The organism is Teichococcus aestuarii (assembly GCF_003116135.1).
GTDB classification, from domain to species: domain Bacteria; phylum Pseudomonadota; class Alphaproteobacteria; order Acetobacterales; family Acetobacteraceae; genus Pseudoroseomonas; species Pseudoroseomonas aestuarii.
The window spans coordinates 142,257-157,732 of the sequence record NZ_PDOA01000006.1 but is presented as its reverse complement, the minus strand read 5'-3'; the positions used below and the strand labels follow the sequence as shown (position 1 = coordinate 157,732).

10 protein-coding genes are annotated in these 15,476 nt (G+C 72.7%); 5 read left to right on the top strand and 5 right to left on the bottom strand.

Going from position 1 to position 15,476, the window contains the following annotated elements:
* Window positions 1-19: 19 nt before the first annotated feature.
* Window positions 20-1,336: an outer membrane beta-barrel protein gene (locus CR165_RS11455; RefSeq protein WP_109517122.1), complete on the bottom strand. Its 1,317-nt coding sequence runs from the start codon at window positions 1,334-1,336 to the stop codon at window positions 20-22.
* Between the two features lie 303 nt (window positions 1,337-1,639).
* Window positions 1,640-5,299, bottom strand: coding sequence for a bifunctional proline dehydrogenase/L-glutamate gamma-semialdehyde dehydrogenase PutA (putA, locus tag CR165_RS11450; RefSeq protein ID WP_245906351.1), 3,660 nt, complete (start codon window positions 5,297-5,299; stop codon window positions 1,640-1,642).
* A gap of 140 nt (window positions 5,300-5,439) precedes the next feature.
* Here putA and CR165_RS11445 point away from each other — a divergent pair, with 140 nt between their 5' ends.
* Together CR165_RS11445 and CR165_RS11440 are read left to right on the top strand one after the other, a co-directional pair.
* The gene (locus tag CR165_RS11445) at window positions 5,440-5,895 is read left to right on the top strand and encodes an Lrp/AsnC ligand binding domain-containing protein (RefSeq protein WP_109517120.1); all 456 of its coding nucleotides are present in this window, start codon (window positions 5,440-5,442) and stop codon (window positions 5,893-5,895) included.
* A gap of 309 nt (window positions 5,896-6,204) precedes the next feature.
* Window positions 6,205-7,173, top strand: coding sequence for a Bug family tripartite tricarboxylate transporter substrate binding protein (locus CR165_RS11440; RefSeq protein ID WP_181378112.1), 969 nt, complete (start codon window positions 6,205-6,207; stop codon window positions 7,171-7,173).
* Window positions 7,174-7,245: 72 nt separating this feature from the next.
* Here the strand turns inward: CR165_RS11440 and CR165_RS11435 are convergent, their stop codons facing one another.
* Window positions 7,246-8,142 (bottom strand): NAD(P)-dependent oxidoreductase, encoded by an 897-nt coding sequence (locus CR165_RS11435; RefSeq protein WP_109517118.1) that lies wholly within the window; start codon window positions 8,140-8,142, stop codon window positions 7,246-7,248.
* Between the two features lie 109 nt (window positions 8,143-8,251).
* Window positions 8,252-9,286: a LacI family DNA-binding transcriptional regulator gene (locus CR165_RS11430; RefSeq protein WP_219929728.1), complete on the bottom strand. Its 1,035-nt coding sequence runs from the start codon at window positions 9,284-9,286 to the stop codon at window positions 8,252-8,254.
* A gap of 67 nt (window positions 9,287-9,353) precedes the next feature.
* Between CR165_RS11430 and CR165_RS11425 the strand changes: the two genes are divergently transcribed.
* Window positions 9,354-10,166, top strand: a complete 813-nt coding sequence (locus tag CR165_RS11425; RefSeq protein ID WP_109517117.1) for an N-acyl homoserine lactonase family protein — start codon at window positions 9,354-9,356, stop codon at window positions 10,164-10,166.
* 27 nt (window positions 10,167-10,193) lie between these two features.
* On the opposite strand, the gene CR165_RS11420 is transcribed toward CR165_RS11425, so the two are convergent.
* Complete coding sequence (locus tag CR165_RS11420) at window positions 10,194-10,982, bottom strand: SDR family NAD(P)-dependent oxidoreductase (RefSeq protein ID WP_245906350.1); 789 nt, start codon at window positions 10,980-10,982, stop codon at window positions 10,194-10,196.
* 133 nt (window positions 10,983-11,115) lie between these two features.
* On the opposite strand from CR165_RS11420, the gene CR165_RS11415 reads away from it, so the two are divergent.
* Window positions 11,116-12,471: an MmgE/PrpD family protein gene (locus CR165_RS11415; RefSeq protein ID WP_109517116.1), complete on the top strand. Its 1,356-nt coding sequence runs from the start codon at window positions 11,116-11,118 to the stop codon at window positions 12,469-12,471.
* 171 nt (window positions 12,472-12,642) lie between these two features.
* Complete coding sequence (locus CR165_RS11410; protein WP_109517115.1) at window positions 12,643-15,462, top strand: bifunctional diguanylate cyclase/phosphodiesterase; 2,820 nt, start codon at window positions 12,643-12,645, stop codon at window positions 15,460-15,462.
* Window positions 15,463-15,476 lie beyond the last annotated feature (14 nt).

Sequence of the window (15,476 nt, the reverse complement as noted above, 5' to 3'; positions counted from 1 at the left end):
TTGATGAGTACCAGATTCATTACAAAGAGAAGCGCAGCCGCACCTGGAACTGGTTGATACCGTATTCCCGCACGCCTTCCGGCGCGTCGAGCCGCTCGGTGTGCTGGTAGCTGGCCAGCAGCGCCATGTTGCGGTTGATCAGGTACTGCGCGCCGACCAGGGCGATGCCGTCGGTGACGGTGCCGCGCTCGGGGTAGTCGCGGTGCTCCGCCCGCAGCTCGCCCGTCAGGATGACGTTGCGCAGGAACTCGTGGTCCACCGTGACGCGGCCGAGGGTGCGCGTGTAGCTGACATTGCTGGCGCGGATGGATTCCTCGATGGTCCGCTGCAGCGCGAAGGTCACCGTCGTCAGCTGCGAGGGAACCATGATGAGCTGGCCCTCGAAGGCGGGGCCGGACAGGTTCTTCAGCGTCGGGTCGTCGTAGCTGCGCTCGCGGTAGCCGGCGGTGAAGCGGGCCTGCCAGAGGCCGGTGAAATCGTACTGGAAGCCGGCCTGCGCCTCCCAGGTGAAGGAGTCGCGGCCGCGCTGCTCGCTGCGCTCGTAGGCGATGTCCTGCACCCGCACGAGGCCCAGCAGGTGGCGGCCCTCGACGACGCTGTAATCGGCCTCCAGCTCGCCCTGCAGCGAGCTGTAGTCGTTGCTGGAGTTGATCTCCCGCTGCTCGCCGCTGATACGGTCCTCGTAGCGGATCATCCGGTACTCGGCCGAGGGCTTCAGCGACAGGCGGTTGAAGGCGGCGACGCCGCCCACCTCGAAGATGTGCTGGTCGTAGGGAACGGGGCGGCTGAAGCCGCCCTCCTGCACGTCGAAATTGTCAACGTCGAGATGCGCGCGCTGGTAGTTGTAGCGGCCGAAGACCGAGGAGGCACGGCCGATGTCGTAGCGCCCGTTGACGCCCACGGTATAGTCGTTCCAGTTCAGGCTGCTTTCGCGGAAATGCTGCCGGGAGGTTTGCGACGCGGTCAGGCCCAGCGCGTGGCGGGTCCAGAAGCTGTTGGCCGAGACGTTCAGCGTCTCGGTGAAGAACGCGTCCCCCTTCTCGTCCTGGCGGCCGGGCTGGAGGTTGTCGTCGTAGCCCAGCCCGGCTTCGAGCGAGCTGTCGATGCGGAAGCCGCTGAGGCGCACGCCGGCCGGGTCGTAGTCGGGGCGCTGGCGGGTCATCACGGTGACGCCGCGCGCCGTGGCCTCCGGGCCGATCGTCGCCGTCTGGGCGGCGGCCTCCAGCGGTGCAAGGGCCATCAGGCCGGGCAGGCACAGCAGGCCCAGGGCGGCGTGGCGGCGGCGCCGGCTCACACCGCCCTTCGCGGCGGCGCGGATCGTTGCGACCTCTCCCATGGCAGTCCGGAACGTGTTCTTTGGAGGCATCGGAGCGATCCCAACTTCAATTCGGCCGTGGCACCGCTCCATTGTGGAAACGGCGCAACATTTTTTCACGGAATCGGCTCAGATCAAGCCTTCTCTTCGCCTTCTAAGCGGCGGATAGCGCGGAGTTGCGCTTTTCCGGAAGGCTGCGTCCCTGGGGCAACGCCCACCCTGTCGCGGAAGCGGGGGGCTGGCAAGGCCATGGAGCGGGCCGGCGCGGCGGCGGCGGCGCTTTCCGGCCCGCTGTGGCCCTGCCGCGTCACCGCCCGGCCCGCTTCACGACTCCAGGCCGCCGCTCCCCGGGCCGTCGCCCAGCGTCATGAGGCTGGCATTGCCGCCGGCCGCGGTGGTGTTGATGCTGACGGAACGCTCCAGCACCAGCATCTCCAGCGGCAGGCTGCCGCCGGGCCCGGCGGCGAGCACGGGGACGAGCGGGCCTTCCAGGGCCGCGGCGGCCTGGCACAGGGCCAGCCGCCCGGCCTCGTCGCCCTCGTGCAGCACGGCGGCGCAGCCGGCGGGGTCCGGCGTGGCGGCAGGGGTGATCCAGGCGCGCAGCGGCTCCGGCAGGGAGGGCTGCAAGGTGGCGGGGGCCAGCAGGCGGACGGTGTTGCCGGCCACCAGCGCGGCATCGACCAGCCGGGCCAGCCCGGCCTCGGTCGTGACGCAGCAGAGCACCGGTCCGCGCGGGTACAGCCCGTGGCGGTTCTCCTCGCCCACCGGGCCGGGCAGCAGGCGGGGCGGCGCCAGCGGCGCCGGCGTGCCGGGCACCGGAAGGCCGCGCCTGCCCAGCCATTCGCGCCAGAGCCGCGCCGGCTCCGGCAGGCTGCCCTCGGGCAATCCCATCGCGGCCGGGCAGGCGGCGAGCAGCCGGCGCAGGTAGAGCGGCCCGCCGGCCTTGGGGCCGGTGCCGGAAAGCCCGTGCCCGCCGAAGGGCTGCACCCCCACCACCGCGCCGATCTGGTTGCGGTTGACATAGATGTTGCCGGCCGGGGCCTGCTCCGCCAGCCGCCGGATGGTCGCGTCGATGCGCGAATGCACGCCGAAGGTCAGCGCGTAGCCGGTGGCCCGCAGGTCCCGCAGGAGGTCCCCCAGCGCGTCGCGGCGGAAGCGCAGCACGTGCAGCACCGGGCCGAACACCTCCCGCTCCAGCGCCGCCACCCGGTCGATCTCGACCAGGGTTGGCGCCACGAAGCTGCCCCGCGCGCAGTCCTCCGGCAGCGCCAGTGCGTGCACGGCGTGCCCCCTGCCGCGCATGGCCTCGACATGCGCCACGATGCCGGCGCGCGCCGCCTCGCTGATGACGGGCCCGACATCGGTGGAAAGCCGGTCCGGATTGCCGACCGAGAGCTCCGCCATCGCGCCCTTCAGCATGGCCAGGATGCGGTCCGCCGCCTCCTCCTGCAGGCAGAGCAGGCGCAGGGCGGAGCAGCGCTGCCCGGCGCTGTCGAAGGCCGAGGCGAGCACATCGGCCACCACCTGCTCGGCCAGGGCGGAGCTGTCCACCACCATGGCGTTCTGCCCGCCCGTCTCGGCGACCAGCGGGACAGGGCGGCCATCGGCGCCGAGCCGCCCGGCGAGCTGCCGCTGGATCAGCCGCGCCACATCGGTGGAGCCGGTGAACATCACGCCCTGCACGCGCGGGTCGGCCACCAGCCGGGCGCCCACCGCGCCATCCCCGGGCAGGAGCTGCGCCGCCTCGGGCGGCACGCCCGCCTCGTGCAGCAGGCCGATGGCGAGGCTGGCGGTCAGCGGCGCCTCCTCCGCCGGCTTGGCCAGCACGGCATTGCCCGCCGCCAGCGCCGCCGCCACCTGGCCGGTGAAGATGGCCAGCGGGAAGTTCCAGGGCGAGATGCAGGCGACGGGGCCGAGCGGCCGGTGGGTCGCGCCGCCGAATTCCCGCGCCTGGGCGGCGTAGTAGCGGAGGAAGTCCACCGCCTCGCGCACCTCGCCCACGGCGTTGGGCAGCGACTTGCCCGCCTCCCGCACGAGCGGGCCGAGGAGGGCGGGCAGGCGCGCCTCCATCAGCCCGGCGGCGCGGTCCAGACAGTCGGCGCGGCGGGCGGCGGGCAGCGCCGCCCAGCCCGGCGCGGCCTCGGCGGCGCGGGCCAGGGCGGCGTCCACCGCGGCCGGCGTCGCCTCGGCGACATGGCCCACCACGTCGCGCCCGTCGGCGGGGTTGCGCACGGGGCGCGGCGGGGCGGCCTCAGATCCTTCAGCGGGCGGCATCGGCGCGGCCCGCAACGGCGCCGTGCCCGCGCGCAGCGTGCCGGCCAGCGCGGCCAGGCTGTGCTCGTCCGAGAGGTCGAGCCCGGCGGAATTGCGCCGCGCCGCGCCGAACAGGTCCGGCGGCGCCGCGATGCCGTCATGCGGCCGGCCGGGCGGGACGAGGGCGGCGGCGGCCGCGACAGGGTCCGCAGCCAGCGCCTCCACCGGCACGCGGGCGTCGTGGATGCGGTTCACGAAGGAGCTGTTGGCGCCGTTCTCCAGCAGCCGGCGCACCAGATAGGCCAGCAGCGTCTCATGCGTGCCGACCGGCGCGTAGATGCGGCAGGGCCGGTCCAGCTTCGCCGGGCCGACCACCTCCTCGTAGAGCGGCTCGCCCATGCCGTGCAGGCACTGGAACTCGTACTGGCCCGGCCGGTAGCGCTCCGGCCCGGCCATGGCGTGGATGGCGGCCAGCGTCCGCGCATTGTGCGTGGCGAATTGCGGGAACACCGCCTCCGGCGCGTCCAGCAGCCGCCGCGCGCAGGCGAGGAAGGAGACATCCGTGTGGATCTTGCGGGTGAAGACGGGGAAGCTCGCCAGCCCGTCCTGCTGGGCGCGCTTGATCTCGCTGTCCCAGTAGGCACCCTTGACCAGCCGCACCATCATCCGCCGCCCCGTGCGCCGCGCGAGGTCGATGACGAAGTCGATCACGTAGGGCGCGCGGCGCTGGTAGGCCTGCACCACGAAGCCGACGCCGTCCCACCCCGCCAGCCTCTCGTCGTGGCAGAGCGCCTCGAGCAGGTCGAGCGACAGCTCCAGCCGGTCCGCCTCCTCGGCGTCGATGTTGAGGCCGATGTCGTAGCGCCGCGCCAGCACGGCCAGCCCCGCCACGCGCGGCAGCAGCTCCGCCATCACCCGCCCGCGCTGCGCGCGGCTGTAGCGGGGGTGCAGCGCCGAGAGCTTGATGGAGATGCCCGGCCCCTCCTGGATGCCGCGCCCGGCCGAGGCGCGGCCGATGGCATGGATGGCGGTCTCGTAGTCGTGCAGGTAGCGGGCGGCGTCCTCCGCCGTCGCCGCCGCCTCGCCCAGCATGTCGTAGGAGTAGCGGAAGCCCTGCCGCTCCCGCGCCCGGCTGTTGGCCAGCGCCTCGGCGATGGTCTGGCCGGTGACGAACTGCTCGCCCAGCATCCGCATGGCGAGATCGACGCCGCGCCGGATGGCCGGCTCGCCGGCGCGGCGGAGCAGCCGGGTCAGGCTGGCGCCGAGCCCCGCCTCGCCCTCCGGCGCGGCCAGCCGGCCCGTCACCACCAGCCCCCAGGTGACGGCGTTGACGAAGAGCGAGCCGGAATGGCCGAGATGCCCCCGCCAGTCGCCGCCCGCGATCTTGTCGCGGATCAGCGCGTCCCGCGTGGCGGTGTCGGGGATGCGCAGCAGCGCCTCGGCCAGGCACATCAGTGCCACGCCCTCCTGGCTGGAGAGCGAGAATTCCTGCATCAGCGCCTCCACCCCGCCCTGGCGCGGCTTGCCGCGCAGGGCCTGCACCAGGCGCCGCGCCAGGGCGGCGGCCTGTTCCTCCTGCGCCGGCGGCAGGGCGGCGGCGGCCAGCAGGGGCGGCAGGCATTCCGTCTCCGGCCGCCGGTAGGCGGCGGTGACGGCGTCACGCAGCGGCCCCTGTGTGGGGAGCCCCTCCGCCAGGGCGAGGAAGGGTGTTGGCAGGGATTCAGCGCTCATCATGCGGTCTTTCGGCAGCACAGGGCCCGGGAGCCGGAGGAGCCGATCCTACCGCCGCGCTGGGTTGATCGACACGCGGCTTTCGGCGATTGGGCAGCATGATCGGCGCCATGGAGCCGGGTTGATAGTGAAAGCTTCGGATGATGGACCGTACAGACCGCATGATCCTTTCCGTTCTCCAGCGCGAGGGCCGGATCACGAATCTGGAACTGGCCGAGCGGATCGGCCTCTCCCCCACCGCCACCAGCGAGCGGATGCGGCGGCTGCTGAAGGAGGGCGTCGTCACCGGCTTCGGGGCGCGGCTGGATCCGCACCGGCTCGGCTTCGGCCTGCTCGTCTTCGTCGAGGTGCTGCTCGACAAGACGACGCCGGATGTCTTCACCCGCTTCGCCGCGGCGGTGAACCGGGCGCCGGAGGTGCTGGAATGCCACATGGTGGCCGGCGGCTTCGACTACCTGGTGAAGACGCGGGTGCAGGACATGGCGGCCTACCGGCGCTTCCTGGGGGATGTCCTGCTGGCCCTGCCCGGCGTGCGGGAGACACGCACCTATGCCGTGATGGAAGAGGTGAAGAGCGACGGCCCGCTACCGCTCTAAGCGGGGCCGGAGCCGCCCGTTCCGGCCGGATGATTCCACCGGCCGTTCCCCCTGCTACGCGTGCCACGCCGGGCGGGGCTACGGCCAGGCCGTAAGGATGGGTGGCGCGCCTCTGGCTGCGAATATCGCCCGGGCCGGCCGCCGCGGGGCGGCGATCGCCCGCCGGCCCGCAGGATGGCGCCGCTCTCCCCCGGCTCCCCGGCCCCGCCTTTGGAGGCGTGTGGTATCGATAACAAAAATTCTTGTCCGACAATCTGGTTCTGCGCGAGGATGGCGCCAAGCAAGACCCACCGCGCGAGGAACGATCCCATGGCTCCCATCAGCCGCCGCACCCTGCTGGGGGCGGCCGCGGCCCTGCCGCTGGCCGCCCCCGCCCTGGCCGCCTATCCGGAGCAGCCGGTGCGCGTCGTCGTGCCCTGGAATGCGGGAGGGCTGGCGGATGTGCTGATCCGCATTCTGGCGCAGCCGCTCTCCGCCGCGCTGGGCCAGAGCGTGGTGATCGAGAACCGCCCTGGCGCCAATGGCGCGGTGGGCACCCAGGCCGTGGCCCGCGCCGCGCCCGACGGGCACACGCTGATCCTGGCCAATGCCGAGACGCACGCGATCAACCCGCTCATCTACCCGAGGCTGGCCTACAACGCGGTGTCGGATTTCACGCCCGTCACGCTGTTCGCGCGCGGGCCCTTCGCGCTGATCCTGCGGCCGGGGCTGGGGGCGGAGGATCTCGCCGGCTTCCTTGGGCTGGTGCGGTCCAGGCCGGGGCAGGTCAGCTTCGCCTCCTGGGGCATCGGCAGCACCTCCCATCTGGCGATGGAGGCGCTGGCCCAGCAGGCGGGGCTGCAGATGCTGCATGTGCCGTTCACCGGCGCCGCGCCGGCCAGCACCGCCGTGTTCGGCGGGCAGGTGGACTGCATGTTCCTCAATGCCGGCCCGGCCGAGGCGCTGGCGCGCGACGGCAAGGCGCGCATCCTGGCGCTCGGCGCGGCGGAGCGGCTCGATCTGCTGCCGAACACGCCCACCATGATCGAGCTCGGCGTGCCGGTGGAGAGCGGAAACTGGTTCGGCCTGCTCGGCCCGGCGCGTATGCCCGCCTCCATCGCCCAGCGCCTCGCCACGGTGATGGCCGAGGCGCTGGCCGCGCCCGCGCTGCGCGCGGCGTTCCGCGGCCAGGCCGCCATCCCCGCTGCCACCTCGCCGGAGGAGACGGGCCGGTTCATCGCGCAGGACGCGGCGCGCTGGGCCTCGGTGGTGCGCGACCTGAACATCCGGCTGGAATGAGGGCCCGCCCGGCCGGGGAGGGAACCCTCCCTGGCCACCCTCCCTGGCACCTTGATCCTGGCCGGCGCCGCCTCAGCGGGCGCGCACCTCCACCCCCGCCCACTGCTCCACAACCTTGACGATGGAGGTGAAGTCGCTCTCCGCCCCGAAGGAGGCGCTGGTCACGGCCAGCATCTGCCGCACCGCGCTGCCCACCACCATCGGCACGCCCATCGCCTCCGCCTCGTCCACGCAGAGCCGCACATCCTTGTGCGAGAGCCCCGTGGCGAAGCCGAAGTCGAAGCTGCGGGGGATGACGGCGCGGGGGAACTTGTCCTGCGTCGCGCTGTTGCGGCCGCTGCTGGCGTTGATCACCTCGCACATCAGGGCCGGGTCCAGCCCGGCCTTCACGCCCATGACGATGGCCTCCGAGGAGATCGCCAGGGCGGCGGCGGCGAGGAGGTTGTTGCACAGCTTCATCACCTGCGCCTGGCCGGCCTCCTCCCCGCAGAAGAAGGGCCGCCCCAGCACCCGCAGCACCGGCTCCAGCGCCGCGAATTCGGCGCGGGGGCCCGAGACCATCAGCGCCAGCGCGCCCTGCTCGGCGCCGGTGATGCCGCCGCTCACCGGCGCGTCGAGGGCGACGCGGCCCTGCGCGGCGAAGGCGCCGGCCACCTGGCGGGCGATGCGCGGCCCGGTGGTGGACAGGTCGATGAAGCGCCGCGCCCTCTGGCCGTGCAGCAGCCCCTGCGGGCCCAGCCCCACCGCCTGCACCGCCTCCGGCGTCGGCAGGCTGCCCAGCACGATGTCCGACTGGTCGGCCAGCGCGGCGGGGGTGGCGGCGCGGCGCGCGCCCCGGGCCAGCAGCGGCGCCAGCGCCGTCTCCGCCGTGTCGCACACCACCAGCGGATACCCGGCCTCCAGCAGGCGCAGCGCCATGCGGCTGCCCATCTGCCCCAGCCCGACAAAGCCCAGAACCGGCTTCGACATCCTGCGTCCTCCCTGGGCCGTGCCGGCCCCTGGTCCGGGTCTAGGCAGCGTCCGGGCAGCGCACAAGCCGAATCATGATACCGGTATCATCAAAACCGCCACCTCTGGTTCAGGTGCTGGCGCGCTGGATGATCTCGAATCCCAGATCCACCCGCACCGGCCCGGCCGACCGGCCCTGGATGCGGTCGAGCAGGATCTCCGCCGCGCGGCGGCCGATCTCGGCGCGCGGCAGGCGCAGGGTGGTGATGGGTGGCACCATCTGGCCCAGGATCTCGATGTTGTCGAAGGCGGCGATGCCGACGCGGCCTGGCACCGCCCAGCCGCGCCGCTGGCACTCGAACAGGGCGCCGACCGCCAGCACGTCGCCGGCGAAGAAGATGGCATCGGCCGGCACCGGACCCTCCGCCAGCCGCACCACCGCCTCGGCGCCGGAGGGCAGGCCGGGCGGCATTTCCAGCATCAGCCGCGGCTCCGGCGGCAGACCGGCCTCGGCCAGCGCGGCACGGTAGCCGCCCTGGCGCGCCAGGGCGCGGTTGTTGCCGGCCGCCGGCAGGCTGACGAAGCCGATGCGCCGGTAGCCCAGCCGGTGCAGGTGCAGCGTCATGGCGCGCGAGGCCTCGTGGTTGGAGTAGCTCACCACCATGTCGAGCGGCTTTGGCGTCAGCGTGCCCGTCTCCACGACGGGGATGCCGGCGCGGCGTATCATGGCCCGTGCCGCCGCGGTGTGGCGGGTGTTGTGCAGCACCAGCCCCGCCACGCGCTGCGCCAGGAAGGCGGTGACCAGCGCCTCCTCCTCGGCGTCGCTGCCGCCGCAATCGGCGACCATGAGCTGATACCCGTTGCGCCGCAGCACCTCCGAGATGCCCTGGATGGTCGGCGCGAACAGCGAGTTCTCCAGGCTTGGCACGATCAGCCCGATGACCCGCGAATGCCGGGAGGAGAGGCTGCCCGCCAGCCGGTTCGGCACGTAGCCCGCGGCCTCGATCGCCGCCATCACGCGCTGGCGCACCTCAGCGGAGACCTTGCCGGGGTCGCTCAGCACGCGGGAGACGGTCATGGTGGAGACGCCGGCGCGCAGCGCCACGTCCCGCATCCGCACCCCGCCCGGGGGCGGCCCGGCGGGATCGCCGCCATCATCCGGCACGGCGCGGCGCCCCGGCCTGTGTCATCGCCCGGCGATCTCCGGCCGGGCAGGGAAGGAACGACCAGCAATGGCTGAGCATGACGAAGACACCTACGAGATCCATGCCGTCAAATACGCGCGGCACGACCGGCCTGCGCATGAGAACTTCTTCGGCGGCGACCCGCATGACAACGCGCCGATGCCGCTCGACTATTTCGTCTGGGCGGTGGTCGGCCGCAAGCGCAGCTTCGTGCTGGACACCGGCTTCAGCGCCGAGGTGGCGGCGCGGCGCGGGCGGCGGCTGCTCTGCACCCCGGCCGAGGGGCTGCGGCGCATCGGCATCGAGGCCGGCGGCGTGGCCGATGTGGTGCTCTCCCACATGCATTACGACCATGCCGGCAACCACGACATGTTCCCCGCCGCCCGCTACCACATCCAGGACCGGGAGATGGCCTACTGCACCGGGCGCTGCATGTGCCACGGCCTGCTGCGCGCGCCTTTCGAGGCTGCGGACGTGAAGGCGATGGTGGACCGCGTCTTCACCGGCCGCGCCAGTTTCCATGACGGCAGCGTGGAGCTGGCGCCCGGCATCAGCCTGCACCATGTCGGCGGGCATTCGCTGGGGCTGCAGGTGATGCGCGTGCGCACGCGGCGCGGCTGGGTGGTGCTGGCCTCCGATGCCACGCATTTCTACGCCAACCTCCAGCAACGCCGGCCTTTCCCCATCGTCGCCGACGTGGCGCAGATGCTGGAGGGCTACGACACGCTGCACCGCCTGGCCAGCTCGCCCGACCACATCATCCCCGGCCACGACCCCCTGGTGCTGGAGCGCTACCCGGCCTCCGCACCGGGGCTGGAGGGGATGGTGGCCCGGCTGGACGCCGTGCCCCGCCCGGCATAGCGGGGCGCGGGCGGCTGGTCGCGCGCTTCATGTGGCGGACCAGCCGCCATCCACCGGCAGGGCGGCGCCGGTCAGGTCGCGGCCCGCCTCGCTGCAGAGGAAGGCGACCAGCCCGGCCACCGCCTCGGCGGCGATGAAGCGGCCGCTCGGCTGCTTGCCGGCCAGGATGTGGCTGGAAGCCGCGGCCCGGTCCAGGGCGCCGCCGGCCATGGCGGCGCGGATGCGCTCCTCGATGCCCGGGGTCAGCGTGGTGCCGGGGCAGAGGGCGTTGCAGGTGATGCCCTGCCGCGCCGTCTCCAGCGCCACGGCGCGGGTGAGGCCGATCAGCGCCGTCTTGGTGGCGACATAGCCGACACGGTCTGTGGCGCCGACCAGCCCGTAGATCGAGGACATGTTGACGATCCGGCCCCAGCCCCGTGCCCGCATCCCCGGCAGGGCGAGGCGGATGGTATGGAAGGCGGCGGTGAGGTTCACCGCCAGATCCGCCTCCCAATCCTCCGGCGGCATCGCCTCGATCGGGGCGAAATGCCGGGTCGCCGCGTTGTTGACGAGGATGTCGACTTCGCCCGCCGCGGTCATCATGGCGGCGATGGCGGCGGCGTCGGCCAGGTCCGCGCGGTGGTAACGCACGGCCACGCCGTGCCGCCGGGACAGGCCGCCCCACAGCTCCGCCGCCGGCCCTTCCGCGAGCAGGCCGTGCAGGACGATGTCGCATCCCATGGCCGCCAGGGCACCGGCCACGGCCAGGCCCAGCCCGCCGGTCGAGCCGGTGACGAGGGCGCGGCGCCGGCCGGTGCCTGCGCCGTCCTGTTGCACGCGCTGCCGCAATTGACCGTCCCTCCCGGATGGTCCAGGCTTGATATCGATAACACAAGCTGAGGGCAAGCCGGGGAGAGCGCGGGAAGGGCCTGCGCCTCCCGGCGGCGCGGCCCGCAGCGGGGGGATCATCATGGGTGGAGACGGGCACGCTCCCTATGCCGGCGAGATCCTCGGCCGGTTCATCGCGGCCTCGCGCTGGGAGGAGATTCCCGCCTCGCTGCGGCATGAGGGCCGGCGTGCCCTGCTGAACTTCTTCGGCGGCGCTCTGGGCGTGGCGCGTGACCCGGCGGTGGAGACGGCGCTGCGCGTCATGGCGCCTTTCTCGGGCGGCGGCCATGCCACGGTGATCGGCCGCGCCGAGCGGCTGGACGCGATGGGCGCCGCCTTTGTCAACACCATCGCCGCCAACCTGCTGGATTACGACGACACGCATCTGGAGACGGTGATCCACCCCACCGCCCCCGTGGCGCCGCCGCTGCTGGCCCTGGCCGAGCAGCGCGGCCTGGGCGGCAAGGCGGTGCTGCATGCCTTCCTGCTGGGCGCCGAGGTGGAATGCCGCCTCGGCTGCGCCGTCTCGCCCGGGCATTATGCGCGGGGCTGGCACATCACCTCCACCTGCGGCGTGTTCGGCGCGGCGGCGGGCTGCGCCCGGCTGCTGGGGCTGGACGCCGCGCAATGCTGGGCGGCGCTCGGCATCGCCGCCAGCCAGTCGGCCGGGCTGGTGGAGAACCTGCCGAGCGCGGCCAAGAATGTCGGCATGGGCAATGCGGCGCGCAACGGCCTGCTGGCCGCGCTCCTGGCCCAGGCCGGCTATGGCGCCGCGCCGGCCGCCATCGAGGGGCCGCTCGGCTGGGCGCGGGCCATGGGCGACGCCCCCGATCTCCGCCGCGTCACCGGGGGGCTCGGCACCCGCTGGGAATTCGCGCGCAACACCTACAAGCCCTACCCGAGCGGCATCGTCTTCCACGCCGTCATCGATGCCTGCCTGGCGCTGCGCGTGCCGGGGGAGGCGATCGCCGAGGTGGTGGTGGCCGGGAACCAGCTCCTGCTCGACCGCGGCGACCGGCCCGTGCGGAACGAGCGTGACGCGCGGGTGAGCATCCACCACACCGCGGCGGTGGTGCTGGCACGGGGCGAGGCCGGGCCGGCGGCGTTCTCCCTCGCGGCGGTGCGGGACCCCGCCGTGGCGGCGCTGCGCGGCAGGGTGCGGGCGGTGCTGGACGACGGGCTGCCGCGCGGCGCGGCGCGTGTCACGCTGCGCACCGGCGGCGGGGAGGAGCGCAGCATCACCGTGACGGCACCGCGCGGCAGCGAGGGGCAGCCGCTCACGGATGCGGAGCTGGAGGCGAAGTACCGCGCCAACGCCAGCCTGGCCGGCATGGCGGCACGGGCGGAGGAGCAGATCGGGCTGCTCTGGTCGCTGGAGGACAACCCCGATATGGCTGGGTTGATGCGCCGCTTCGCGGCGGCCGCCTCGCCCGGATGACGGCGCCTCCGCGGCGGTCCGGGCGCGTCCTGGCGCGCTGGCCGGCCGCCGGAGCCACGGGCGCGGCGGGCGGGGAAGGCCAGGGGGTGGTTGCTTTTGCCCGCCGCCCTCCACTATTCTCACGTTCCGGTGATAGGCCGTGTGGCGTTTCAGGTGACGGACGGATTGTCGATGACCACCTCGGCCCTGCGTCACGCCTCGGCTCGTGGCGGTATGATGGAAGCGCGCTTCCAGGCGCTGGCGGCGGGGCTGGACGCCTCCCCGCTCGGATGTTGCCTCTTCGGGAGCGACGGGCAGCCCTTTTACCTCAACCGCGCCATGATCCGGCTGATCGGCGGATCGGAGGACAGCCTCTCCGGCAGCGGGGGGGCTGATAGCCTCGCGGCGCTGGCCGCCTTCCTGGACGAGCCCCTTGCGGCGGTGCTGCGTGCCGGCGGCACCGCCACGCTGGACTGGAAGGGCGGCCCGTCCAGCGCCGATGGCCGGCCGCGGACCTTGCGGCTCTCGCTCAGCCCCGTGGCGGGTGGGCAGGCGGGGGCCAGGGGAGCGCTGTGCGTCGCCAGCGACATCACGCCGCAGAAGGAGACCGAGGAAGCCCTTGGCCTGCTGTTCCGGCAGAACCCGGTGCCGATGTGGGTCTATGACCGGGAAACCCTGCGCTTCCTGGCGGTGAACGATGCGGCCGTGATGGCATATGGCTGGTCGCGCGAGGAGTTCCTGCGCATGACCATCCTGGACATCCGCGAGCCCTCGGAGCGTGAGCAGGTGCGCGCTGCCGTCACGGCGCCCCGCCAGGCCTACCAGATCAGCCAGAACTGGCGGCATGTGGATGCCAAGGGCAGCGAGCGCATCGTCGATGTCCTCTCGCACCTTCTCGTCTTCGCCGGGCGTGACGCCGTGCTGGTCACGATCTGGGACGTGACGGACCGTGTCCGTGTGGAGGAGGCGCTGCGCGAGAGCGAGGAGAATCATCGGCACGCGATCGAGCTCAGCCCGCAGATCGCCTGGGTCGCCGACGAGAAGGGGGCGCTGATCACCATCAGCCCGCGCTGGAGCCGCCTCCTGGCCATGACGGAGGACGAGGTCCTGGAGATGGGCCGACTCTCGGTGGTGCACCCCGATGACAGGGCGGAGGTGCTGCGGCACTGGAGGCGCTCTCTCGTCAGCGGCGAGCCGGTCGACCTGGAAGCCCGGTTCCGCCTGGCGGACGGGGAATATCGCTGGTTCCGTTCCCGGGCCACGGCGCGCCGCGACGCGGCGGGGCGGATTATCCGCTGGTACGGGATGGATGAAGACATCCACGACCACAGGCTGGCGCTGGAGGCACTGCGGGAAAGCGAGGAATTCGCCCGCGGCGTCGTCGAGAGCAGTGTGGTCTGCATCAAGGTGCTCGATCTCTCCGGCCGGCTCCTGTTCATGAACAAGGCCGGGGAAACGCTCATGGAGATCGAGGATTCCAGCCGCCTGCACGGGAAGGACTGGCTGGCCGCGCTGCCCGCCGAGATGGCGGCCAAGGCCCGCCAGGCGGTCGAGGCCGCGCGGGCCGGCGATGCCGGCAACTTCACCGGCTTCTGCCCCACCGTCCGCGGCAGGCCCAAATGGTGGGACGTGATCGTCTCGCCCGTGCGCAACGCGGCGGGCGCGGTGGTGCGGTTGCTCGTGGTGTCGCAGGACATCACGGAGAGGCGGCAGGCCGAGCAGCAGATCGCCTACCTGGCCTATCACGACCCGCTGACCGGCCTGCCCAATCGCCGGCTGTTCCAGGAGGACATCAAGCGACTCTTCGCCGAGAAGCAGGACGGGCAGATTCTCGCCCTTTACTACCTCGACCTCGACCACTTCAAAGGCATCAATGATGTGCTGGGCCATACCGCGGGGGATTGCCTGCTGCAGCAGGTGGCCAACCGGCTGGGGGCCGGCCAGGGGAAGGGCTGCAAGGTCTACCGTCTCGGCGGCGACGAATTCGCCCTGCTCCAGACGGGGCTGACAACGGCGGAGGAGGCGGCCGGCACGGCCCGGCATCTCCTGGCGCTGCTGGATGAGGACTATAATCTGGAGGGGCAGCTGGTCGCGGCGGGCACCAGCATCGGCCTCGCCCTGGCGCCCGAGCATGGCGAGACGCCGGAAAGCCTGATCCGGAACGCCGACATTGCTCTCTATCATGCCAAATCCGGGGGGCGGGGCACCTTCCGCTTCTTCGAGCGGAGCATGGAGGCGGCGGCCCGCCGCAAGCAGATGCTGAAGGCCGGGCTGCGTACCGCCCTGCAGCGCGGCGAGCTTTCCCTGCATTTCCAGCCGCTCGTCGACCTGCGCAGCGGCCGCGTGACCTGCCTGGAGACGCTGCTGCGCTGGCATCACCCGGTGCATGGCCATGTCTCACCGGCCGAGTTCATCCCCCTCGCGGAGGAGAGCGGGCTGATCATCCGGATCGGCGAGTGGATTTTGCGCGGCGCCTGCGCGGAGGCGGCGCAATGGCCCGAGCCGGTGAATGTCGCCATCAACCTGTCGGCGGTGCAGTTCCGCGACCCGGGGCTGCTGTCCACCCTCGCCGAGACGCTGAAGCTGTCCGGGCTGCCCCCCGGGCGGGTGGAGCTGGAGATCACCGAATCGACGCTGCTGCAGGACGACCAGGCCAATATCGCGACGCTTGAGGCGCTGCGGGGCCTGGGCGTGCGCATCGCGCTCGACGATTTCGGGACAGGCTTCTCGTCGCTTGGCTACCTGCTGCGCATTCCGTTCGACAAGATCAAGATCGACCGCTCCTTCATCGCGGGCCTGCCGGGGCGGGTGGAGTCGAACGCCGTCATCAGCGCCGTCGTCAGCATGGGGCGCAGCCTCAGCCTGTCCGTCACGGCCGAGGGCGTGGAGAGCGCGGAGCAGCTTGCGGCGCTGCGGCAGCTCGGCTGCACCGAGGGGCAAGGCTATCTCTTCAGCCGGCCCGTGCCGGCGGCGAAGGTGGCCGCTCTGCTGCGGCAGCCGCCCTTCGCCTAGGCGGGCACGGCCCC

Bases quoted from the DNA above. Each gene is read 5' to 3' on its own strand.
- CR165_RS11410 (WP_109517115.1), top strand. From the start codon at position 12,643: ATGACCACCTCGGCCCTGCGTCACGCCTCGGCTCGTGGCGGTATGATG.
- CR165_RS11440 (WP_181378112.1), top strand. From the start codon at position 6,205: ATGGCTCCCATCAGCCGCCGCACCCTGCTGGGGGCGGCCGCGGCCCTG.
- CR165_RS11455 (WP_109517122.1), bottom strand. From the start codon at position 1,336: ATGGGAGAGGTCGCAACGATCCGCGCCGCCGCGAAGGGCGGTGTGAGC.
- CR165_RS11435 (WP_109517118.1), bottom strand. From the start codon at position 8,142: ATGTCGAAGCCGGTTCTGGGCTTTGTCGGGCTGGGGCAGATGGGCAGC.
- CR165_RS11425 (WP_109517117.1), top strand. From the start codon at position 9,354: ATGGCTGAGCATGACGAAGACACCTACGAGATCCATGCCGTCAAATAC.
- putA (WP_245906351.1), bottom strand. From the start codon at position 5,299: ATGAGCGCTGAATCCCTGCCAACACCCTTCCTCGCCCTGGCGGAGGGG.
- CR165_RS11415 (WP_109517116.1), top strand. From the start codon at position 11,116: ATGGGTGGAGACGGGCACGCTCCCTATGCCGGCGAGATCCTCGGCCGG.
- CR165_RS11445 (WP_109517120.1), top strand. From the start codon at position 5,440: ATGATGGACCGTACAGACCGCATGATCCTTTCCGTTCTCCAGCGCGAG.